Source organism: Escherichia sp. KTE96, assembly GCF_000408525.1.
GTDB classification, from domain to species: domain Bacteria; phylum Pseudomonadota; class Gammaproteobacteria; order Enterobacterales; family Enterobacteriaceae; genus Escherichia; species Escherichia marmotae.
Map to the genome: position 1 here is coordinate 2,855,463 of NZ_KE137149.1, position 20,219 is coordinate 2,875,681.

At 51.7% G+C, this 20,219-nt stretch carries 21 protein-coding genes; 9 read left to right on the plus strand and 12 right to left on the minus strand.

The window, feature by feature from the left end; all coding sequences use genetic code 11:
• Positions 1-90: 90 nt before the first annotated feature.
• On the minus strand, positions 91-1,704 hold the full coding sequence (mppA, locus tag A1WG_RS01320; protein WP_000682983.1) for a murein tripeptide ABC transporter substrate-binding protein MppA: 1,614 nt from the start codon (positions 1,702-1,704) through the stop codon (positions 91-93).
• 182 nt (positions 1,705-1,886) lie between these two features.
• Between mppA and mpaA the strand changes: the two genes are divergently transcribed.
• Entirely contained in the window at positions 1,887-2,615 is a 729-nt protein-coding gene (gene mpaA / locus A1WG_RS01315; protein ID WP_001516472.1) for a murein tripeptide amidase MpaA, read from the plus strand.
• Here the strand turns inward: mpaA and ycjG are convergent.
• Positions 2,590-3,555, minus strand: coding sequence for an L-Ala-D/L-Glu epimerase (ycjG, locus tag A1WG_RS01310; RefSeq protein ID WP_001516473.1), 966 nt, complete (start codon positions 3,553-3,555; stop codon positions 2,590-2,592). The genes mpaA and ycjG overlap by 26 nt on opposite strands.
• Before the next feature lie 118 nt (positions 3,556-3,673).
• On the opposite strand from ycjG, the gene tpx reads away from it, so the two are divergent.
• Positions 3,674-4,180, plus strand: coding sequence for a thiol peroxidase (tpx, locus tag A1WG_RS01305; RefSeq protein WP_001516474.1), 507 nt, complete (start codon positions 3,674-3,676; stop codon positions 4,178-4,180).
• A gap of 44 nt (positions 4,181-4,224) precedes the next feature.
• Here tpx and tyrR read toward each other — a convergent pair whose 3' ends face one another.
• The 8 genes from tyrR to pspA all read right to left on the minus strand — a co-directional run bounded on the left by tyrR (position 4,225) and on the right by pspA (position 10,414).
• A complete protein-coding gene (gene tyrR / locus A1WG_RS01300) occupies positions 4,225-5,766 on the minus strand; it encodes a transcriptional regulator TyrR (protein ID WP_001516475.1) in 1,542 nt (513 codons plus the stop codon).
• Positions 5,767-5,913: 147 nt separating this feature from the next.
• The gene (locus A1WG_RS01295) at positions 5,914-6,975 is read right to left on the minus strand and encodes a YcjF family protein (RefSeq protein ID WP_000138736.1); all 1,062 of its coding nucleotides are present in this window, start codon (positions 6,973-6,975) and stop codon (positions 5,914-5,916) included.
• Positions 6,972-8,369, minus strand: coding sequence for a YcjX family GTP-binding protein (locus tag A1WG_RS01290; protein ID WP_001516476.1), 1,398 nt, complete (start codon positions 8,367-8,369; stop codon positions 6,972-6,974). Before A1WG_RS01290 ends, A1WG_RS01295 begins: the two co-directional genes overlap by 4 nt.
• A gap of 119 nt (positions 8,370-8,488) precedes the next feature.
• Positions 8,489-8,803 carry a thiosulfate sulfurtransferase PspE gene (gene pspE, locus A1WG_RS01285; protein ID WP_000473116.1) on the minus strand — a complete coding sequence of 105 codons (315 nt, stop codon included), beginning with the start codon at positions 8,801-8,803 and terminating at the stop codon, positions 8,489-8,491.
• A gap of 74 nt (positions 8,804-8,877) precedes the next feature.
• Entirely contained in the window at positions 8,878-9,099 is a 222-nt protein-coding gene (gene pspD / locus A1WG_RS01280; protein WP_001516477.1) for a phage shock protein PspD, read from the minus strand.
• A gap of 8 nt (positions 9,100-9,107) precedes the next feature.
• Complete coding sequence (pspC, locus tag A1WG_RS01275; RefSeq protein WP_001516478.1) at positions 9,108-9,467, minus strand: envelope stress response membrane protein PspC; 360 nt, start codon at positions 9,465-9,467, stop codon at positions 9,108-9,110.
• Positions 9,467-9,691 carry an envelope stress response membrane protein PspB gene (gene pspB, locus A1WG_RS01270; RefSeq protein ID WP_001274965.1) on the minus strand — a complete coding sequence of 75 codons (225 nt, stop codon included), beginning with the start codon at positions 9,689-9,691 and terminating at the stop codon, positions 9,467-9,469. The genes pspC and pspB overlap by 1 nt, the downstream gene beginning before the upstream one ends.
• 54 nt (positions 9,692-9,745) lie before the next feature.
• Positions 9,746-10,414 (minus strand): phage shock protein PspA, encoded by a 669-nt coding sequence (pspA, locus tag A1WG_RS01265; protein WP_000511027.1) that lies wholly within the window; start codon positions 10,412-10,414, stop codon positions 9,746-9,748.
• Positions 10,415-10,579: 165 nt separating this feature from the next.
• Here pspA and pspF point away from each other — a divergent pair, with 165 nt between their 5' ends.
• The 7 genes from pspF to sapF all read left to right on the plus strand — a co-directional run bounded on the left by pspF (position 10,580) and on the right by sapF (position 17,612).
• Positions 10,580-11,557 carry a phage shock protein operon transcriptional activator gene (gene pspF, locus A1WG_RS01260; RefSeq protein ID WP_001516479.1) on the plus strand — a complete coding sequence of 326 codons (978 nt, stop codon included), beginning with the start codon at positions 10,580-10,582 and terminating at the stop codon, positions 11,555-11,557.
• Between the two features lie 226 nt (positions 11,558-11,783).
• On the plus strand, positions 11,784-12,029 hold the full coding sequence (locus A1WG_RS01255) for a YmjA family protein (protein WP_001015094.1): 246 nt from the start codon (positions 11,784-11,786) through the stop codon (positions 12,027-12,029).
• A 300-nt stretch (positions 12,030-12,329) separates the two neighbouring features.
• Entirely contained in the window at positions 12,330-13,973 is a 1,644-nt protein-coding gene (gene sapA, locus A1WG_RS01250) for an ABC transporter substrate-binding protein SapA (RefSeq protein WP_001516480.1), read from the plus strand.
• Positions 13,970-14,935 carry a putrescine export ABC transporter permease SapB gene (gene sapB / locus A1WG_RS01245; protein ID WP_001516481.1) on the plus strand — a complete coding sequence of 322 codons (966 nt, stop codon included), beginning with the start codon at positions 13,970-13,972 and terminating at the stop codon, positions 14,933-14,935. The genes sapA and sapB overlap by 4 nt, the downstream gene beginning before the upstream one ends.
• The gene (gene sapC, locus A1WG_RS01240; protein WP_001146144.1) at positions 14,922-15,812 is read left to right on the plus strand and encodes a peptide ABC transporter permease SapC; all 891 of its coding nucleotides are present in this window, start codon (positions 14,922-14,924) and stop codon (positions 15,810-15,812) included. Before sapB ends, sapC begins: the two co-directional genes overlap by 14 nt.
• Positions 15,812-16,804: a peptide ABC transporter ATP-binding protein SapD gene (sapD, locus tag A1WG_RS01235; RefSeq protein ID WP_001128856.1), complete on the plus strand. Its 993-nt coding sequence runs from the start codon at positions 15,812-15,814 to the stop codon at positions 16,802-16,804. Before sapC ends, sapD begins: the two co-directional genes overlap by 1 nt.
• Position 16,805: 1 nt before the next feature.
• Positions 16,806-17,612, plus strand: a complete 807-nt coding sequence (gene sapF, locus A1WG_RS01230; RefSeq protein WP_000573415.1) for a peptide ABC transporter ATP-binding protein SapF — start codon at positions 16,806-16,808, stop codon at positions 17,610-17,612.
• A gap of 61 nt (positions 17,613-17,673) precedes the next feature.
• On the opposite strand, the gene A1WG_RS01225 is transcribed toward sapF, so the two are convergent.
• Positions 17,674-18,837: a multidrug effflux MFS transporter gene (locus A1WG_RS01225; RefSeq protein WP_000135008.1), complete on the minus strand. Its 1,164-nt coding sequence runs from the start codon at positions 18,835-18,837 to the stop codon at positions 17,674-17,676.
• Positions 18,838-18,845: 8 nt separating this feature from the next.
• Positions 18,846-20,219 carry an efflux transporter outer membrane subunit gene (locus A1WG_RS01220; RefSeq protein WP_000946209.1) on the minus strand — a complete coding sequence of 458 codons (1,374 nt, stop codon included), beginning with the start codon at positions 20,217-20,219 and terminating at the stop codon, positions 18,846-18,848.

Consider the following 20,219-nt stretch of genomic DNA (forward strand, 5'->3'; position numbering starts at 1 on the left):
ATGATTTTTTATAGGGAGGATTTAAAAAAAGAAGGGATTTTATCGGGATTGTTAAATCTGGCGCGCTTAACCGCGCCAGATGACATCATATTAATGCTTCACTATATACATAGTCCGACTATACGCCACATCTTCCGGGTTATTAATTGGATAACCTTTCAACCACGGTTTGATTAACCGACCATTGGTATATTGATAAATCGGCGCAATCGGTGCTTGTTCTATCAGGATTTTCTCTGCCGCGTTGTAATCGGCGTTGCGCGCTTTAACGGTATTTTCAGTCGATGCCTGAGCCAGTACCTTGTCGTATGCCGGATTGTTAAAACGTGAAATATTCCCTGAGTGCGTTGATGTTAACAGCGTCAAGAAAGTCGATGGTTCATTATAATCCCCGACCCACGAGGCGCGAATAACATCAAAGTTACCGGTGTTACGACTATCGATATAGGTTTTCCATTCCTGATTTTGTAATTTGACATCTACACCAAGATTCTTTTTCCACATCGACGCGACGGCAATAGCAATTTTCTGGTGATTTTCCGAAGTGTTATACAGCAGTGTAAGTTTCAACGGTTTCTGTGGACCATATCCGGCAGCGCTCAACAATGTTTTCGCCTGGGCATTCAGTTCTTCCTGACTCATTTGCTCAAACGGCGAAGGTTCTGGCGTAAATCCGGCGGTAACATCTGGCGTAAAATGCCATGCCGGCTTTTCACCTGTACCTAATACTTTTTCTGCCATCAGACGACGATCAATCGTCATGCTTAATGCCAGACGGACACGTTGATCTGCCGTTGGCCCTTTTTGCGTGTTAAATGCATAATAATACGTCCCCAACTGCGGCGGCGTATAAACCTGCCCTGGAATATCCTTCAGTAGTTTCTGATACATATTTTTTGGGAAGGATTCAGTGATATCAATATCACCTGCAAGATAGCGCTTGGTCGCGGCGGACTCCTGATTAATTGGCAGGAAAGTCACTTTCTGCAGCACCGTTTTAGCGTTATCCCAATAATGGGTATTCGGCACCACGACCAGCTTTTCATTTACTACGCGCTCTTTAAGTACATAAGCACCATTGCCGATCAGATTCCCGGGCTTCGTCCACTCTTTACCGCTTTCAACGTTGGCTTTTTGCACCGGGAAAAAAGCAAAGTTAGCGGTTAAATTCACAAACCAGGGCAACGGTTTATCAAGCTGAATTTTCAGAGTATGGGCATCAACAGCGGTGACGCCAAGTTGAGCTGGCGTAACCTTACCATCAATAATTGCCTGGGCGTTGTTGATTCCAGCCAGTGCGGCAAACCAGGCAAACGGAGACAACGTTTTCGGATCCACCAGACGCTGCCAGCTATAGACAAAATCCTGTGCCGTTACCGGTGTACCATCGGCCCATTTGGCGTTATCGCGCAGGGTAAAAGTCCAGATGCGGTTGTCATTACTTTTCCACTGGGTAGCAACGCCAGGCACAATCTCGCCTTTCTCGTTCTGATTCACCAACCCTTCAAACAAATCGCGAATGACCTGAATCTCTGGCAAACCCACGGCTTTCGCGGGATCTAATGATGCAGGCTCATCTTTAATGTGGCGCACCAACTCCTGTTTCTCTGCCAGTACTGTGCCGCCCGGAACATCTGCAGCATACGACAGGGAAATGCTGCTGACTAACAGCGCACAACAAGTGACTGAAACAGAGTGCTTCATAAGATACCCTCAAAACGATGTTAAGATTGATGCGTAATTATTTGTTTCTCCTTGAAGAAATGCAAATAACTTCCGGTAAAAAAGTGATAAAGGATCGATAACATATCGTTGTCGAAAAGGATTTGATAATCCGCAAAATTTGCACAACACTGCCTGTAATACTTCTTATATTCGAGACGATTATGACCGTGACCCGCCCGCGCGCCGAACGGGGCGCTTTTCCGCCAGGAACAGAACATTACGGACGTTCATTATTAGGTGCGCCATTGATCTGGTTTCCGGCGTCTGCAGCCAGCAGCGAAAGTGGTTTGATTCTGGCTGGCACCCACGGCGACGAAAATTCTTCCGTCGTCACCCTCTCCTGCGCATTACGCACATTAACCCCTTCTCTGCGCCGCCATCATGTCGTGCTCTGTGTGAATCCTGACGGTTGCCAGCTTGGTTTACGAGCCAATGCTAATGGTGTGGATTTGAACAGAAACTTTCCTGCAGCGAACTGGAAAGAAGGTGAAACGGTGTACCGCTGGAACAGCGCCGCCGAAAAGCGCGACGTGGTCTTGCTGACCGGAGATAAACCAGGCTCAGAACCTGAAACCCAGGCGTTGTGCCAGCTCATTCATCGTATCCAACCCGCCTGGATAGTCTCTTTTCACGATCCGCTGGCTTGTATTGAAGATCCCAGGCACAGTGAATTAGGTGAATGGCTGGCTCAGGCGTTTGAATTACCGCTGGTGACCAGCGTCGGCTATGAAACGCCCGGCTCCTTCGGCAGTTGGTGTGCTGATCTGAACTTGCACTGTATTACCGCCGAGTTTCCGCCTGTCTCCTCAGATGAAGCCAGCGAAAAGTATCTCTTTGCAATGGCGAATTTACTGCGTTGGCATCCTAAAGATGCAATTCGCCGGTCGTAAACTGTAGCGGCGGCTCCACATCCACCGCCAACCAGGTCGGGCCATCAAGATCAGCAAAACTGACCTGCGGCACCAGCGGTAAAACGGCGCTAATGGCGCGTGAAGTACATAGCATGCAGCCCAACATCAGGCTAAAACCTTGTGCACGCGCTTCGGTCGCCAACGCCAGCGCTTCTGTTAGCCCGCCGGTTTTATCGAGTTTGATGTTAACCATCTCATAGCGCCCTTGCAGCGCCTTCAGGTTACTGCGGGTATGGCAGCTTTCATCAGCACAAATGGGTAACGGATGAATAAAATTCTCCAGCGCCGCATCGTCCTGTGCCGGGAGCGGCTGTTCCAGCATAGCGACGCCTAAATCAGCCAACAACTGACATCGCGCCGCCAACCCTTCCGCGCGCCAGGATTCATTAGCATCAACAATCAACGTCGCATCCGGAACCGCTGCGCGGATCGCCACCATCCGCTCGCTAATAAGATGGTTATCCAGCTTCACTTTCAGCAATTTCGCCCCCGCCTGCCAGAGTGCTGATGCACTGCTGGCCATCTGATCCGGCGTACCAATAACCACTGTCTGCGCCGTGGTAATAGTGTCGGGAAGCGTTATGCCGATAAATTCAGCTAACGTCTGCTGTTGTTTACGCGCACAGAGATCCCACAACGCACAATCCAGCGCATTGCGTGCCGCACCAGCGGGCAAAATTTTTTGCAACTCTTCTCGTGTCAGTCCTTTTTCCAGTTGCGGCACAACACTCATAATTTGCGCCATTACCGAAGCATCGCTTTCACCGTAGCGCGGATAGGGAGTACATTCCCCTACGCCTTTAACACCATCCTCTTCCAGTTCAACCACCACCACACGCGCTTCACTACGGCTACCTCGCGCAATCACAAACGGGGAATGTAACGGCCAGGCTTCCTCAAATACCTTTACGGTTCTCATCTTTACTCCTTGTTGCCGCGGTGGTTTGCGGATTAAGCGCAAATAGCGTTTGCTGTGTTATTGACAGTTAGCATAAACTAGATGTGACGTTAACTATATGTAAACAGGAAAGATAATCATGTCACAAATCGTTCATTTCCAGGGCAACCCGGTTACAGTCGCCAATTCCATCCCGCAAGTGGGTAGCAAAGCGCAGACTTTTACTCTCGTGGCAAAAGATCTGTCTGACGTCACCCTCGGTCAGTTTGCGGGTAAACGCAAAGTGCTGAACATTTTCCCGAGTATTGATACCGGTGTTTGCGCCGCATCAGTACGTAAGTTTAACCAACTGGCGACAGAAATCGATAACACCGTTGTACTGTGTATTTCTGCCGATCTGCCATTCGCCCAGTCTCGTTTCTGCGGTGCGGAAGGTCTGAACAATGTAATCACCCTTTCCACTTTCCGTAATAGCGAATTCCTGCAAGCTTACGGTGTTGAGATCGCTGAAGGCCCCTTGAAAGGCCTGGCAGCGCGCGCAGTTGTCGTAATTGATGAAAATGACAATGTGATTTTCAGCCAACTGGTGAATGAAATCACCACCGAGCCGGATTACGACGCAGCTCTGGCTGTACTGAAAGCGTAAGTTATTATGCCTGATGGTATTGCGCCATCAGGCATTTTACGTGTTTACTCTTCGCTCTTCTTCTGACTCAGGCCGTACTCACGCAATTTGTTGGCAATCGCGGTATGGGAAACACCCAGACGTTTTGCCAGTTTGCGCGTGCTGGGGTAATTGCGATAAAGCTGGGTTAATACCGATCGTTCAAATCGGCTGGTGATCTCATCCAGCGAACCTTCCATCGCATCTTCCCCCACAGGGACGGTAGCAGCGTCATAATCTGGCAGCAAAATATCTTGTGGGCGCAGTTCGTAGCCATCCAGTTGCGTTAGCGCACGGTAAATCGCATTTTTCAATTGCCTCACGTTACCCGGCCAACCATAACGTGTCAGCACGGTATTCAGATCGGCAGCCAATTTCGGACGCGGCACTCCCTGCTCGTCGGCAAAGCGCGCGACGAACAATTCGGTTAACGGCATGATATCCTGCGGGCAGTCACGCAACGGCGGCAGATTCAGCGTCAACACGTTCAGGCGATAATAGAGATCTTCCCGAAATACGCCTTTTTGCACCAGCTCAACCAAATTCTTCTGCGTCGCGCAAATCACCCGCACATCAACATGCACTTCATGATCTTCGCCAACCCGACGGAAGGTGCCATCATTGAGGAAACGCAGCAGTTTAGCCTGCATCCGTGGCGACATCTCACCAATCTCATCCAGCAGCACCGAACCGCCGTTCGCTTGCTCAAAGAACCCTTTCTTCCCTTCCGGGGCATGCCCAAACAGTTCGCTCTCAACGGCATCTTCCGGAATAGATGCACAGTTCAGCGCCAGATAAGGTTTACCGGCACGAGGGCTGGCTTGATGACAGGCATAAGCAAAGAGATCTTTACCTGTACCCGTGTCACCCGTGATCAGTAGCGGCGCGCTTAACATCGCCAGTTTTTGCGCCTGCTCGACAACGTGTTTCATTTTCGAGCTAACGGCGACAATCTGGCTAAAGGCGCTGACGTCCTGCGCAGCCACATTTTGCAACTGACGCCCCATACGAATCGTCGAACGCAGCATCACCACCGCACCAGTCAAAACGTGCTGGTCATTTTCATCCTGAAGATAGACCGGCGTTATCTCCATCAAGAAATTCTGCCCGTTGATCACCACATGTTCGTTATGCGAATCCTGCGGGTCACTCTCCAGCCAACGTAAAAAATTAAATCCGTTAATCAATTGCGCAGCGGTATGATTGCGTAAACGCTCAAGTTTCTGACCAAATAGCTGACAACTCGCCGGATTCGCCATGTCCACTTTACTTTTCATATCGACAGAAAGCACGGGTTCAGGCAATGCCTCAAGCAATGCGCTCAGCGCCAGATGTTCACGCTCGGAAGGCATCCACGACACCGTGCGTACATCGGTAACACCTGCTATACGGCGAATTTCCGCCATCAGGCTGCTGAAACTGTCAAAATCCAGCTCGGCAAAATTAAGGTAAATCCGCCCGATTGGGTCAATCTCAATACCGCGTAAATCGATGCCTCTTAGTACTAGTAGATCGAGTAATTCGCGGGTCAGACCGAGTCGGTCTTCACAAAAGACTTCCAGACGCATGGGAACCTTCACCTGAAAAAAGAACAATTAATATGATGATATGACACTATTCGAGTGGCAGGAAGGTTTCTGTCAACAAACATTGACACAAAGACGAATAAACGGGCACTTCGGCGTAAAGATATCCGATCAGTACCCGATATTGCGTTATTTTTCGCTGGGCGTTTTGCCCTTTTGCAGCGTCTCTTTTACCTGACCGATAAGCTGACGACGGAAATCACCCAGACGGGGTTTGTCATCGTCAATCCACGGCAACGGACGGCAAAGTTCCATAGCTTTAATTCCCAGACGCGCAGTCAGTAGCCCGGCACCAATCCCCTGGGCAGCGCGCGTCGACAAGCGTGCGGCGAGATCCTGCGACATCCAGTCCATCCCCACTTCGCGCACCAGTTCACTGGCCCCGGCGAAAGCGATATTCAGCAGCACCAGTTTAAACAGACGCAAACGGCTGTAATAACCCAGTTCAATGCCATACAGCGTGGCGATGCGATTAATCAACCGCAGATTGCGCCAGGCAATAAACGCCATATCCACCAGCGCCAGCGGACTGACGGCAATCATCAGCGTAGATTCTGCCGCTGAACGGCTGATTTCGCGGCGCGCCTGCGCATCCAGCACCGGCTGAACCAGATGGGCATACAAACTGACGACTTCGCGATCGTTCTGCGTTTCATGGATCGAGGCATACCAGCGTTGCAGCGCCGGATGCGACTGATCGATCCCCGCCTGCTGCGCCAGCTTTTCACAAAAAACTCGCCCTTTTCCAGTACCGTGGCTATGCAGCAAATCTCGCGCTTCATCACGCTCATGAGCACGCTGGCGCAAGCGCCATAACCGCCGCCACTCCGTCACCACAGAGCCAACGCCAGCGCCGATGATCAATGCCCCAGCGGCACAACCGCCCAGCGCCACCCAGTCCTGGGTTTGCCAGGCATTCATCGTCCACTGCACCCCCTGACCAACAACGCTCACGCCAAACAGCGTCAGCCCGCCCATCACCATTTTGCGCCACAGACTGCGTTTCGGGCGTAATGCGGCATCCATCACCGCTTCAACTTGCCCTTCTTCTTCCTGTGCTGCGTCGAGCGTCGCCGGTGCAAAATTTTGCGCCTGACTTTCGTCAAAGGTCTGCTGCGCCCTGAATTTAGGGTTCTGATCGACCTCCAGCGGACCGTCGAAATCAATACGTGGTTTTAACGGTTCGGTCATCGCAATTTATCTCCTATTAAAAATTCCAGCGCGGCATCAAGACGAATATGCGGCAGCGGTTTGTCGACATCCATTACCTGCGGACGAAACGCCTCAAACTGGAAACCTTGCTTATCCCAGAACGCCTGACCGGGCAAACGTGCGGGAACTTCGCCAGGATAAACAGTGAGCGGTGCACCATCGCTCAATCGATTGCCGCGCAGCGCCGGAATTTTCTCACCGTTAACGTCGATAATGCCGCTGGTGGTCGCCTGAACTGAGGCCAGCCCCAGACAATCCATGCTGATCCCTTCAAACGCCGCATTTTGCCAGGCGTCCTGAATCAGTTGTTGCAGTAATGAAACCATATTGGCGTGCTGATCGATGGTCACATGGTCCGCTTTCGTCGCAGCAAACAGTAATTTGTCGATAACCGGCGAGAACAAGCGCCGGAACAGCGTGCGCTGCCCATAATGAAAACTCTGCATCAGTTGCGTCAGCGCCAGGCGCATATCGTTAAAAGCCTGCGGACCACTGTTGAGCGGTTGCAGGCAATCCACCAGTACAATCTGGCGGTCGAAGCGCAGAAAGTGATTCTTATAGAAACCTTTCACCACTTTCTCGCAGTAATAGTTATACCGCTCACGCAGCATCCCGGCGTTGGTGTGTTTATCGGCCTGTGCCAGTTTGGACTCACCCCAGGCGTCAACATCCGGCCACGGGAAGAACTGCAACGCAGGCGCTCCCGCCATATCGCCAGGCAAGACAAAGCGACCAGGCTGGATAAAGTGCAGCCCCTGCTGCTTGCAATGGTGGAGATAATCGGTCCACGCGGCGGCAATGTCCGCAAGACGATTTTCGTCGGCAGGAGCTAACGGGTCCAGCCCTTCGCACATCATCCGCCATTTTGCCGACCACTCGCCACGCTGACCATTAAGCAAGCCCGTCATCTGCCGCGACCAGCTTAAATAATCCTGTGCCAGCATTGGCAAATCGAGTAGCCACTCGCCGGGATAATCAACAATCTCCAGATACAACGTGGAGGTGTCCTTGAAATGACGCAGCAGCGAATCATTCGATTTATAACGCAATGCCAGGCGGATTTCGCTGACGCCGCGCGTTGGCGTCGGCCAGGCCGGAGGATCGCCATATAATTGCGCCAGACCTTCATCATAGGTGAAGCGCGGAATGCCAAAGTCACGCTGGGGAATGCGTTTTACGCCCAGCAGACGCTCTTCACGCACCGCACTTAATAGCGGCAAACGTGCTCCGGCATGAATATTGAGCAACTGATTAACCATCGCGGTGATAAACGCTGTTTTCCCACTGCGGCTAAGACCGGTTACGGCCAGTCGCAAGTGCCTGTCGACACCACGATTCACCAGCGCATTAAGTTCATTTTTGAGTCGCTTCATTGCTGTCCTGTGCCAGAAAGCTGTAGAAAGGATGAGATGCTGGAGGTAATAATGTGGGTTAATTTTGATTTATCAAATAAATAAGCGGTGTTATTTACACCGCTCAATGAGTAATTCTTTTAACCTTTGACCTTCGGCATCTCAATATCTTTAAGACCACCGGCGTTTTCAACGTGGGTGTACCCCATTTCGCTGAGGATTTCTTTTGCCTGTCCGGACTGACGCCCTGCGTTGCAATACACTTTAACGGTGTCGTTTTTATCCGGAACGGCGGTGGCAATACGCTCTTTCACTTCCTTCAGGGGAATATTGATGGCTCCCTGAACGTGCTCTTGCTGATACTGTTCTGGAATACGAACATCGATCCAGTGTTCAGCGGCAAAAACAGGCAGTGAAAACGCCAGCGTCAGCGCTAGTAACCCTTTTTTAAACATGTAAGCGTCCTTCTATGGATGAAAATTGCTATCCATTATACGCCTGAGATTTAACAATTTTTGCGAAACTCCCCTCACCTTTTATAGCGCTGTGCCAGTTTATTAGCGGCCCGACTTAACAGCGGTTCCAGCGCCACAGCCAGCAACATTTTCAGCGGCCGACGAGCAACAGATTTTATCGCCCAACCAGCAACGCCCGCCGGGCCGTAGCGCAGTGCGGTAAGAAGTACCAGCTTGCCTGCTAATTTGAAACCAGGCTTTACCTTTTGCCCGGCATGTTGCCAGCGAGTATTCATAACTTTCCTCACAGTTGACGGAAACGACTACGTAGCGAGAAAGTGTCGGAAGTGACATAACGTTCCATCTCGCGTAAACGCGTTTCGCTGGCCGCCAGTTCACGGTCGACTTCATCCAGCAGTTCGCTACTGGAAGGTTGCTGTTCACCAAACGCCATGTTGTCCGGCATCGGGTCAAGGGCAAATGACAAGATGATGTAAGCGACCAGGGTAAACAGCGCCAGGCCGAAGAATATCGACAGCACCACGAGAATACGCACCAGTTTTACGGGCACATCAAAATAATTGGCAATCCCTGCGCAGACACCACGCACCATGCCCTGTTGTGGGATGCGCCATAATTTTTTATTGAGATTAATACCCGCCATTAGCGATCCCTCCAGTTCGGATGTTCAGCATCAAGAATGGACTCCAGCGCCTGAATACGCTCACGCATCCGTTTTGCCTCATCTGCCAGTTGCGCTAATCGCTGCTGTTCACTTTGCGACAATTCACCACGGCTGGAGCGGTTGCTGTAATGCAGCCATAACCAGATAGGCAAAACAAACAGCACAAAAATGGTTAACGGAATAGCCAGAAATAGCGCGCTCATAAGTACTCCTTAGACGATGAGCGGCGGCGCGTTCAGACGCCGCCTGGGGTGTTATTATTGATTATCTTGCTTCATTTTGGCTTTTAATTGCGCCAGTTGCTCGCTGATTGCGTCATCGGCTTTCAGTTCAGCAAATTGCTCATCCAGCGATCGTTGTTTACCAAAGCTGTGGCTTTCTGCTTCTGCTTCCATCTGGTCGATACGACGTTCGAAAGATTCGAAACGCGCCATCGCTTCATCAAGTTTTCCGCTATCCAACTGACGGCGCACATCGCGCGACGAATTCGCCGCCTGATGACGCAGCATTAATGCCTGCTGGCGAGCGCGGGTTTCGCTCAACTTGTTTTCCAGTTCGCCTATCTCTTTCTTCATGCGCGCCAGCGTATCGTCCACCAACGTCACTTCATGTTCCAGGGACTTAATCAGATCGGTCAGTTTCTGTTTTTCAATTAACGCTGCACGCGCAAGATCTTCTCTCTCTTTCAGCAGTGCCAGTTCGGCTTTTTCCTGCCACTCAACTTCACGAGCCGACGCTTGTTCAATCCGGCGAGTCAGTTGTTTCTTTTCCGCCAGCGCACGCGCCGAAGTAGAACGCACTTCAACCAAAGTGTCTTCCATCTCCTGGATCATCAGACGCACCAGTTTCTGCGGGTCTTCCGCCTTCTCTAAAAGGGCGTTGATGTTGGCATTCACGATGTCGGCAAAGCGAGAAAAAATACCCATAATGTTGTCCTCTTGATTTCTTTGTTCAGGATTGTCCTGCTGAACTGTTAATACAATTTGCGTGCCAATTTTTATCTTTTTGATTTATAAAGATCTGATTGAAGATTCAACAGCAACATGCCAGGATGAATTAGCGAATTACACTAACAAGTGGCGAATTTCATCATGGCTGAATACAAAGATAACTTACTCGGTGAAGCGAACAGCTTTCTCGAAGTGCTGGAACAGGTTTCGCATCTCGCGCCGCTGGACAAACCAGTGTTGATTATTGGCGAGCGCGGCACCGGTAAAGAGTTGATCGCCAGCCGCCTGCACTACCTTTCTTCGCGTTGGCAAGGGCCGTTTATTTCTCTTAACTGCGCGGCGTTAAATGAAAATCTGCTGGATTCCGAACTGTTTGGCCATGAAGCTGGCGCGTTTACCGGCGCGCAAAAACGTCATCCGGGACGATTTGAACGCGCAGACGGCGGCACGTTGTTTCTTGATGAACTCGCTACGGCACCGATGATGGTGCAGGAAAAATTGTTGCGCGTGATCGAGTATGGTGAACTGGAACGCGTCGGCGGTAGTCAGCCATTACAGGTCAATGTGCGGCTGGTATGTGCCACGAACGCCGACCTTCCGGCGATGGTCAATGAAGGCACTTTTCGCGCCGACCTGCTCGACCGTCTGGCTTTCGACGTGGTGCAACTGCCGCCGCTGCGTGAGCGTGAAGGCGATATTATGCTGATGGCGGAACACTTTGCCATCCAGATGTGTCGGGAAATCAAACTGCCTCTATTCCCGGGTTTTACGGAACGCGCCAGAGAAACGCTGCTAAATTATCGCTGGCCGGGAAATATTCGTGAATTGAAAAACGTGGTGGAACGTTCGGTGTATCGCCACGGCACCAGCGATTATCCGCTTGATGACATCATTATTGATCCCTTTAAACAGCGTCCACCGGAAGAAGCTATCGCCGTTTCAGAAACGACATCACTTCCGGCGTTGCCGGTGGATTTGCGCGAATTTCAGATGCTGCAGGAAAAAGAGTTACTTCAGCTCAGTTTGCAACAGGGGAAATATAACCAGAAACGCGCGGCTGAATTACTGGGATTAACCTATCATCAGTTCCGAGCATTGTTGAAAAAGCACCAGATTTAGCGGGGTTAGGCAATGTCACTTGCCGGATGCGGCGTAAACGTCCTGTTCGACCAACAAAACCGTTTAAATTCAATATACTGTCAGCTAGTGCATGATACGGGTTTCGCCAGACGCAGCCTGGCGCACTGGCGGTGCGCAGCGCCGTTATCTATAAAAAGATGTATGACCCGGATCACGAGTGCTATCATCCGCCCCTATGCTTAACGCATTAACCCCAGGGTAAACCATGAACCACGATATCCCACTGAAATATTTCGATATTGCCGATGAATACGCGAGCGAATGCGCAAAATCTGTCGCAGAATCTGAGCGCACGGCGCTGGCCCACTACTTCCAGTTACTGCTCACCCGTTTGATGAACAATGAAGAGATCAGCGAAGAAGCCCAGCATGAAATGGCCGCTGAAGCAGGGATTAATCCCGCGCACATTGATGAGATCGCAGAGTTCTTGAATCAATGGGGTAATGAGTAATCATTTAATAGTGGACGCCCGGCCAGGATTGTAGGCCGTACCGCATCCGGCTAAAAATGAGACACACCTTGTCAGCAATCTGCAGTCAGTCTCACGATCGCGCCTGTCTGCACCTCGCTAAGTTGTTCTGTGAGTTATAGTTATAAAGAAATCATGGGGACGAATGTTGAACAGATGGCGACGCCACCTGTTCAACGACCAACCACACGGCCCTCATTACGACCCCTGAACACAAACGGTAATGGCAAATGTCATTAAATATTAGTAAGATAGCCTCTTTACATAAAATTCCTTAATATTATGCGCCAGGTATTATCGTCTCTTTTGGTGATTGCTGGACTTGTGAGTGGTCAGGCAATAGCCGCGCCTGAACCCGCCCCGCACGCTGATATCCGCGACAGCGGTTTTGTCTATTGCGTCAGCGGACAAGTCAACACCTTTAACCCATCCAAAGCGAGCAGTGGGTTAATTGTCGATACCCTTGCCGCCCAGTTTTATGATCGACTGCTGGATGTCGATCCTTATACCTATCGTCTGATGCCGGAACTTGCCGAAAGCTGGGAAGTGCTCGACAACGGCGCGACCTATCGCTTCCACCTGCGCCGCGATGTCCCGTTTCAAAAAACGGCCTGGTTTACTCCCACACGCAAAATGAATGCCGATGATGTGGTGTTTACCTTCCAGCGAGTTTTTGACCGCAGCAACCCGTGGCATAACGTCAACGGTAGCAACTTCCCCTATTTCGACAGTCTGCAATTTGCCGACAACGTTAAAAGCGTCCGCAAGCTGGATAATCACACCGTTGAGTTCCGTCTGTCCCAGCCTGACGCCTCCTTTTTATGGCACCTGGCAACCCACTATGCGTCGGTAATGTCTGCCGAATACGCCCAGAAGTTAGAGCAAGAAGATCGCCAGGAGCAACTCGACCGCCAGCCCGTCGGCACCGGACCGTATAAACTGTCGGAAAATCGCACGGGGCAATATATTCGCTTACAACGTCATGATGAATTCTGGCGAGGCAAGCCGTTGATGCCGCAGGTGGTGGTGGATTTAGGCTCTGGCGGCACCGGACGGCTGTCGAAACTCTTGACCGGTGAATGTGACGTTCTGGCCTGGCCCGCTGCCAGTCAGCTATCTATTTTGCGCGATGACCCGCGTTTGCGTTTAACGCTGCGTCCGGGGATGAACGTTGCCTATCTGGCGTTTAACACCGCCAAACCGCCGCTAAATAATCCAGCAGTCCGCCACGCGCTGGCGTTGTCGATCAATAACCAGCGCCTGATGCAATCTATCTATTACGGTACGGCTGAAACTGCGGCCTCAATTTTACCGCGCGCCTCGTGGGCTTATGACAACGAGGCTAAAATTACCGAATACAATCCAGCGAAATCACGCGAACAGTTGAAGGCGTTGGGGCTGGAAAACTTAACGCTGAAACTGTGGGTGCCGACGCGCTCACAGGCGTGGAACCCCAGCCCGCTGAAGACCGCCGAACTCATTCAGGCGGATATGGCGCAGGTCGGCGTGAAAGTGGTGATTGTACCGGTAGAAGGTCGTTTTCAGGAGGCGCGATTGATGGATATGAGCCATGATCTGACGTTATCCGGTTGGGCGACGGACAGTAATGATCCGGACAGTTTCTTCCGTCCGTTACTGAGCTGTGCGGCCATTCACTCCCAGACCAACCTTGCCCACTGGTGCGATCCGAAATTTGACAGCGTATTGCGTAAGGCGCTCTCCTCGCAGCAACTGGCTGCGCGTATTGAAGCCTATGACGAAGCGCAAAGTATTCTGGCGCAGGAGTTGCCCATTCTGCCGCTGGCCTCGTCACTGCGCTTGCAGGCCTACCGTTACGATATCAAAGGGCTGGTTCTTAGCCCGTTTGGTAACGCCTCCTTCGCAGGGGTGTACCGCGAAAAGCAAAATGAGGTGAAAAAACCATGATTATCTTCACCTTACGCCGCGTTTTGTTATTGATCGTGACCTTGTTCCTGCTGACCTTTGTTGGCTTCAGTTTGAGCTATTTCACGCCACATGCGCCGTTACAAGGCGCGTCGCTGTGGAATGCATGGGTGTTCTGGTTTAACGGCCTGATCCACTGGGATTTTGGCGTTTCCAGCATTAACGGTCAGCCGATTGCCGAGCAGTTAAAAGAGGTCTTCCCGGCGACGATGGAGCTGTGCATTCTCGCCTTCGGTTTTGCGCTGATTGTTGGGATCCCCGTGGGGATGATTGCCGGAATTACACGCCATAAGTGGCAGGATAATTTGATCAACGCCATCGCGTTATTGGGCTTTTCAATCCCTGTTTTCTGGCTGGCACTTCTGTTGACGCTGTTTTGTTCGCTTACATTAGGCTGGCTGCCCGTTTCAGGGCGTTTCGATCTGCTCTACGAAGTGAAACCGATTACCGGTTTTGCGTTGATTGATGCCTGGCTTTCGGACTCACCGTGGCGGGATGAAATGATCATGAGCGCAATGCGTCATATGGTATTGCCAGTCATCACCCTGTCGGTTGCACCGACTACCGAAGTGATCCGTCTGATGCGTATCAGCACCATCGAAGTGTATGACCAGAACTATGTGAAAGCAGCGGCAACCCGCGGTTTGTCGCGCTTTACTATTTTGCGTCGCCACGTGTTACATAACGCGTTACCTCCTGTCATCCCTCGCCTGGGATTACAGTTCTCCACCATGCTGACACTGGCGATGATCACCGAAATGGTCTTTAGCTGGCCTGGACTTGGCCGCTGGTTAATTAACGCCATCCGCCAGCAGGATTACGCAGCCATTTCCGCCGGAGTGATGGTCTGCGGTTCACTGGTCATTATTGTTAACGTGATTTCTGATATTTTGGGTGCCATGGCTAACCCTCTGAAACATAAGGAATGGTATGCCTTACGATAGCGTATACAGCGAGAAGCGCCCGCCCGGCACGCTGCGTACCGCCTGGCGCAAATTCTATGGTGATGCCGCTGCAATGGTCGGCCTGTACGGCTGCGCGGGGCTGGCTGTGTTGTGTATTTTTGGCGGCTGGTTTGCGCCTTACGACATCGACCAGCAATTTCTCGGTTATCAATTGTTGCCGCCGTCATGGTCGCGCTACGGAGAAGTCTCTTTTTTCCTCGGCACCGATGACCTTGGTCGCGATGTTTTAAGCCGTTTACTGAGCGGTGCTGCGCCTACCGTCGGCGGCGCATTTGTGGTGACGCTTGCCGCGACAATCTGTGGTCTTGTGCTCGGCACCTTCGCCGGTGCTACGCATGGTTTACGGTCAGCGGTGCTTAACCATATTCTGGATACTTTACTGGCGATCCCGTCCCTGCTGCTGGCGATTATCGTCGTCGCGTTTGCCGGGCCGAGTTTGTCGCACGCAATGTTTGCCGTCTGGCTGGCGTTACTGCCGCGTATGGTGCGTTCGGTCTACAGCATGGTGCATGATGAGCTGGAAAAAGAGTACGTTATTGCTGCCCGTCTGGATGGCGCAACGACGCTGAATATTCTCTGGTTTGCCGTGTTGCCGAACATTACCGCCGGACTGGTCACAGAGATCACCCGCGCACTGTCGATGGCAATTCTTGATATCGCCGCGCTGGGCTTTCTCGATCTCGGCGCGCAACTCCCCTCGCCTGAATGGGGAGCGATGCTTGGCGATGCACTGGAGCTGATTTATGTCGCCCCGTGGACCGTGATGCTGCCGGGAGCGGCAATTATGATCAGCGTGTTGTTGGTTAACCTCCTTGGCGATGGTGTACGTCGTGCGATTATTGCGGGGGTGGAATAATGCCGTTACTGGATATTCGTAACCTGACCATTGAATTTAAAACCGGTGATGAGTGGGTTAAAGCCGTTGACCGCGTGAGTATGACCTTAACCGAAGGTGAAATCCGTGGCCTTGTTGGCGAGTCTGGCTCCGGCAAAAGTTTGATTGCGAAAGCGATTTGTGGCGTTAATAAAGATAACTGGCGTGTTACCGCTGACCGTATGCGTTTTGATGATATCGATCTGTTGCGTCTCTCCGCGCGCGAACGGCGCAAGCTGGTTGGGCACAATGTATCGATGATCTTTCAGGAACCGCAATCGTGTCTCGACCCTTCTGAACGTGTGGGTCGTCAGTTGATGCAAAACATCCCGGCCTGGACCTACAAAGGGCGTTGGTGGCAGCGTTTTGGCTGGCGCAAACGCCGTGCCATTGAGCTGCTGCACCGTGTGGGGATTAAAGATCACAAAGATGCGATGCGCAGCTTTCCGTATGAGTTAACCGAAGGTGAATGCCAGAAAGTGATGATTGCCATCGCGCTGGCAAATCAACCACGTCTGCTGATAGCTGACGAACCGACAAACTCGATGGAGCCAACCACCCAGGCGCAAATTTTTCGCCTGCTGACGCGTCTGAATCAGAACAGTAACACCACCATTTTGCTTATCAGCCATGACTTACAAATGCTTAGCCAATGGGCGGATAAAATTAACGTGCTTTACTGTGGCCAAACGGTGGAATCCGCGCCAAGTAAGGAGCTGGTGACGATGCCGCATCATCCTTATACCCAGGCGTTGATCCGCGCGATACCGGACTTCGGCAGCGCGATGCCGCATAAAAGTCGCCTCAATACGCTGCCCGGTGCCATCCCTCTGCTGGAACAATTACCGATTGGCTGTCGTCTGGGACCACGTTGCCCGTATGCACAACGAGAATGTATTGTGACGCCGCGTTTGACGGGGGCGAAAAATCATCTCTATGCCTGTCATTTCCCGCTGAACATGGAGAAAGAGTGAGATGATAGAAACCCTGCTCGAAGTGCGTAATTTAAGCAAAACGTTCCGCTACCGAACCGGCTGGTTTCGTCGTCAGACCGTAGAAGCCGTAAAACCCTTGAGCTTTACGCTGCGTGAACGCCAGACGCTGGCGATTATTGGCGAGAACGGTTCCGGAAAATCGACGCTGGCGAAAATGCTGGCGGGAATGATTGAGCCAACCAGCGGTGAGTTATTGATTGACGATCATCCGCTGCATTTTGGCGATTACTCTTTCCGCAGCCAGCGGATTCGCATGATCTTTCAGGACCCGTCGACCTCGTTGAATCCACGTCAGCGTATCTCGCAGATCCTGGATTTTCCGCTGCGCCTGAACACTGACCTCGAGCCTGAGCAGCGGCGCAAACAGATTATTGAAACGATGCGTATGGTCGGACTGCTGCCGGATCACGTCAGTTACTATCCGCATATGTTGGCACCAGGGCAAAAACAGCGTCTGGGTCTGGCTCGCGCACTAATATTGCGCCCTAAAGTCATTATCGCGGATGAAGCTCTCGCCTCGCTGGATATGTCGATGCGTTCGCAGTTGATTAACCTGATGCTGGAGTTACAAGAAAAACAGGGCATTTCTTATATTTATGTTACCCAACACATCGGGATGATGAAGCATATCAGCGACCAGGTTCTGGTCATGCATCAGGGCGAAGTGGTCGAGCGCGGCAGTACGGCTGACGTGCTGGCATCGCCGCTACATGAACTCACCAAGCGGCTCATTTCCGGGCACTTTGGCGAAGCGTTGACGGCAGATGCGTGGCGCAAAGATCGTTAATCTTCGGCGCCTCATTCTGACAGGGGGAAATCCCCGTCAGAATGAGGCATTCATTAATCCATTACTTCTGACTGTCGATTCTGGTGAGAGCAACCAGCAATGCCAACGTGTAACACACCGTAATCGCCAGACTCATTTTTAACAGAGTTTCCCCACCTACTCCCGATAACGGCGCAGCTATACCGCCAAAGACAAACATACTCATCCCCATCAGCGCAGATGCCGTTCCTGATTCTTGCGTCCCTACAGCACTCATTGCCTCAGCCCCACCAACAGTGCCTATGCCGCTACAAAATGCGATGGTGAAAAATAATGCCACCAGTGCCGGAATGGGTAACTGCAACCATGCACATAAGACAGTGAGCAATGCACACAGAATCGCCGCTACCAGGCCGCCTCTCAACAATTTCATCGGGTTAAGTCGTCGGGCCAGTCGTGAGAAGACCCATGAAGCGATGATAAGCCCGATGCCGTTAAGGCCAAACACCAGGCTGAATTGCATTGGGCTAAAGCCAAATTCTTTCTGTAATACGAAAGACGAAGAACCGATGTACGCAAACAAGCCAGCCAGCATAAAACTTTGAATCAGGCAAAAACGCATGAAACGGCGGTTCTGCACCACACTTCGTCCGGTTAATAGTAATGATGAGCCCCTTTTATTTTCTGGCAATGTCTCATGGATAAATAACAGACAGCCCAGCAACAGTACGGTGCTAATTTCAGCCATTACCCAGAATAAAGTGCGCCAGTCAAAGGTGCTGACAATGTAACCTCCCAGCACTGGCGACAATACCGGAGCCAGGCCATTCACCGTCATTAACAGTGCAAAGAACTGGGTCAGCGTTACCCCCTGATATTTGTCACGAGCAATAGAACGAGAGAGCACCGAACCACCTGCCCCCGCGATCCCCTGAATAAAACGCCAGACCACCAGCCAGTAAATATTGTTAGTTGTCGCGCACAAAATGGAGGAGACAATAAACAATAGTAACGACAAGATTAACGGGCGTTTACGCCCTATTTTGTCGCTCAGAGGGCCAAATAACAGTTGCCCTACGCCAAGACCGATTAGTGACGCGGTCAACGTCAATTGCGTTATGGTCGTGGTTGTCGCCAGTTGCTCCGACATCTCAGGTAATGCGGGCAAATAAAGGTCAGTACACATCGGGCCGATACCGGCTAAAAGACCAAGAATCAATGCCCATAAAAGAGAGACTCTAGCCATACTATTCCTTACTTAAGTGATGACATGCCGCCGCCCAGCGACTGCCAGAGTGTTACCCGGTTTGTGAAATCAGTCAGTTGCAATGCCAGTAACGCCTGCTGTGCGCTCCACAAAGTGCGTTGTGCCGTCAACACGGTCAGGTAATCACCGACACCGGCCTGATAGCGGCGCAGGCCAATATCGACCGTTTGTTGTTCAGCTTTAACATACTGACGCTGTGCATCCAGTTGTTCTTCAACTGTTGCTCTACGAGCCAGCGCGTCAGCAACATCTTTGAAAGCGCTCTGAACGGTTTTCTCATAGGTGGCAATAAGCCCGCGCTTTTGTGCTTCTGCGTAACGAAGCTGCGCCAGATTACTACCGCCGGTGAACAGCGGTAATGTTACCGAGGGCGCAAATGACCAGACCTGCATTCCGTGGCTGAACAGCGACGATAATGCGTCGCTGCCGACGCCAGCACTTGCAGTCAGCGAAATCGTCGGGAAAAAGTTAGCCCGCGCGGCACCAATATCAGCATTGGCGCTCTTCAGATTATGTTCCGCTTCCTGGATATCCGGGCGACGCAGCAAAACGTCAGATGACACTCCCGCAGGAACCAGGCTTATCATCTGCTCCGGCAGGCTTTCCAGTGTTCCCGGTAGCAGATTTTCCGTAAGTGTTGTACCCGCCAGTAAGTTCAGGGCATTTTTATCCTGCATCACTTGCGTCTGATAGCTGGCAACGCTGGCGCGCGCCTGCTGATAGATACTCATCGCCTCGCTGACATCTGTCGCTGCCGCCGTGCCAACCTGCTGCTGGCGCTGGATAATTTTCAATGAGTTCTCTGCGCTGGCCATCGTTTCTTTTGCCAGAGCCAGGTTGCTGTTATCGGCCGCCAGGGTCAGCCAGGCGGTGCTGATTTCGGCAATCAGCGTTAAACGGGTGTTCTGGGCTGTAAATTCACTGGCAAGCCAGGTTTCTCGCGCCGCCCGTGACAAACTCTGATTACGACCAAACAGATCTAACGTAAAACTGGACACCGTACCGTCAGCCTCAGCAGTGGTCCCCGTGCCATTCGCCAGCGAACGACTGCGGGTCGAACTTAAGGTTGCATTCACCGTCGGGAATAACGACGCATTAGTTTGCCCATAGAGCGCCCGCGCTGAGTCAATATCAGCAATCGCTTTTTGCACATCGCGGTTACTGTTCAGTGCAATGGTCACCACTTGCTGCAATCGGGGATCGTGGATCACCTGTTGCCAGTCATGGCTGATTGCCTTCCCCTGCCCCTGTGCTCCCGGCAAGCTCGCCGGGATTGGGGATTCGGGCGTGCTGTAGTGGGGATCGAGCGAGACACATCCCGCACTCAACAGCACCAGAAAAATTAGAGAACGACGCAACAT

Bases quoted from the DNA above. Each gene is read 5' to 3' on its own strand.
- tyrR (WP_001516475.1), bottom strand. From the start codon at position 5,766: ATGCGTCTGGAAGTCTTTTGTGAAGACCGACTCGGTCTGACCCGCGAA.
- ycjG (WP_001516473.1), bottom strand. From the start codon at position 3,555: ATGAGAACCGTAAAGGTATTTGAGGAAGCCTGGCCGTTACATTCCCCG.
- A1WG_RS01220 (WP_000946209.1), bottom strand. From the start codon at position 20,219: ATGTTGCGTCGTTCTCTAATTTTTCTGGTGCTGTTGAGTGCGGGATGT.
- A1WG_RS01295 (WP_000138736.1), bottom strand. From the start codon at position 6,975: ATGACCGAACCGTTAAAACCACGTATTGATTTCGACGGTCCGCTGGAG.
- sapD (WP_001128856.1), top strand. From the start codon at position 15,812: ATGCCGTTACTGGATATTCGTAACCTGACCATTGAATTTAAAACCGGT.
- pspA (WP_000511027.1), bottom strand. From the start codon at position 10,414: ATGGGTATTTTTTCTCGCTTTGCCGACATCGTGAATGCCAACATCAAC.
- tpx (WP_001516474.1), top strand. From the start codon at position 3,674: ATGTCACAAATCGTTCATTTCCAGGGCAACCCGGTTACAGTCGCCAAT.
- pspD (WP_001516477.1), bottom strand. From the start codon at position 9,099: ATGAATACTCGCTGGCAACATGCCGGGCAAAAGGTAAAGCCTGGTTTC.
- mppA (WP_000682983.1), bottom strand. From the start codon at position 1,704: ATGAAGCACTCTGTTTCAGTCACTTGTTGTGCGCTGTTAGTCAGCAGC.
- sapC (WP_001146144.1), top strand. From the start codon at position 14,922: ATGCCTTACGATAGCGTATACAGCGAGAAGCGCCCGCCCGGCACGCTG.
- mpaA (WP_001516472.1), top strand. From the start codon at position 1,887: ATGACCGTGACCCGCCCGCGCGCCGAACGGGGCGCTTTTCCGCCAGGA.
- A1WG_RS01225 (WP_000135008.1), bottom strand. From the start codon at position 18,837: ATGGCTAGAGTCTCTCTTTTATGGGCATTGATTCTTGGTCTTTTAGCC.
- A1WG_RS01290 (WP_001516476.1), bottom strand. From the start codon at position 8,369: ATGAAGCGACTCAAAAATGAACTTAATGCGCTGGTGAATCGTGGTGTC.
- pspF (WP_001516479.1), top strand. From the start codon at position 10,580: ATGGCTGAATACAAAGATAACTTACTCGGTGAAGCGAACAGCTTTCTC.
- sapF (WP_000573415.1), top strand. From the start codon at position 16,806: ATGATAGAAACCCTGCTCGAAGTGCGTAATTTAAGCAAAACGTTCCGC.
- pspE (WP_000473116.1), bottom strand. From the start codon at position 8,803: ATGTTTAAAAAAGGGTTACTAGCGCTGACGCTGGCGTTTTCACTGCCT.
- pspC (WP_001516478.1), bottom strand. From the start codon at position 9,467: ATGGCGGGTATTAATCTCAATAAAAAATTATGGCGCATCCCACAACAG.
- sapA (WP_001516480.1), top strand. From the start codon at position 12,330: ATGCGCCAGGTATTATCGTCTCTTTTGGTGATTGCTGGACTTGTGAGT.
- A1WG_RS01255 (WP_001015094.1), top strand. From the start codon at position 11,784: ATGAACCACGATATCCCACTGAAATATTTCGATATTGCCGATGAATAC.
- pspB (WP_001274965.1), bottom strand. From the start codon at position 9,691: ATGAGCGCGCTATTTCTGGCTATTCCGTTAACCATTTTTGTGCTGTTT.
- sapB (WP_001516481.1), top strand. From the start codon at position 13,970: ATGATTATCTTCACCTTACGCCGCGTTTTGTTATTGATCGTGACCTTG.